The organism is Brevundimonas sp. GW822-FHT03E11 (genome assembly GCF_058801445.1).
The window spans coordinates 1-842 of sequence record NZ_JBXANG010000026.1 but is presented as its reverse complement, the minus strand read 5'-3'; the positions used below and the strand labels follow the sequence as shown (position 1 = coordinate 842).

1 pseudogene is annotated in these 842 nt (G+C 64.4%); it reads left to right on the top strand.

Going from position 1 to position 842, the window contains the following annotated elements:
• A pseudogene (locus tag AC1RKE_RS16035) lies at positions 1 to 842 on the top strand (hypothetical protein); the annotation flags it as partial.

Genomic DNA, 842 nt, shown 5'->3' with positions numbered 1-842 from the left:
TACACCTATTCGCCGAACGGCAAACAGACCTCGGTGACGGACGCCAACGGCAACAAGGCGTCGATGACCTATGACGGCTTCGATCGTCAGGCGGCCTGGTACTTCCCCTCGACCACCACCCCAGGCGAGGTCAGCACGACGGATTATGAGGCCTACGGCTATGACGCGAACGGCAACCGCACCTCGCTGCGGAAGCGCGACGGCCGGGTGATCACCTACACCTATGACGCTCTGAACCGGATGACGTCCAAGATCATCCCCGACGGCGGCGGTCTGCCGGCCTCGGCGACGCGGGACGTCTACTACGGCTATGACCTGCGGGGGCTGCAACTCTACGCCCGGTTCGACAGTCCGACCGGGGAGGGGGTGACCAACAGCTGGGACGGGCTGGGGCGGCTGGCCGCCTCCAGCGTGAACATGGGCGGGGTGACCCGGACCATCAGCTCGTGGCGCTGGGAAGACGGCGCGCGTTCGCGGATGACCTACCCCGACGGCCAGTTCGTCAGCTACGCCCGTGATGGCCTGAGCCGGATGGTGTCGGCCAATCTGAACGACATGATGTGGTTGTTCCAACCTCAGTATGACGCCCAAGGTCGAACCGCAGTCGTCAATCGCATGAACGGCTCGACCTGGGCTTCGCCGACGACCTATGGCTATGACGGCCTGTCGCGGCTGACCAGCCTGACCCACGATCCGGCGGGGACCGGCTACGACGTCTCAACGACCTTCGGCTACAACCCGGCCAGCCAGGTGACCAGCCGATCGGTGTCGAACGCCGCCTATCGCTTCAACGACCACGTCAACGTCACCCGCAACTATGCGGTCAATGGGCTGAACCAATA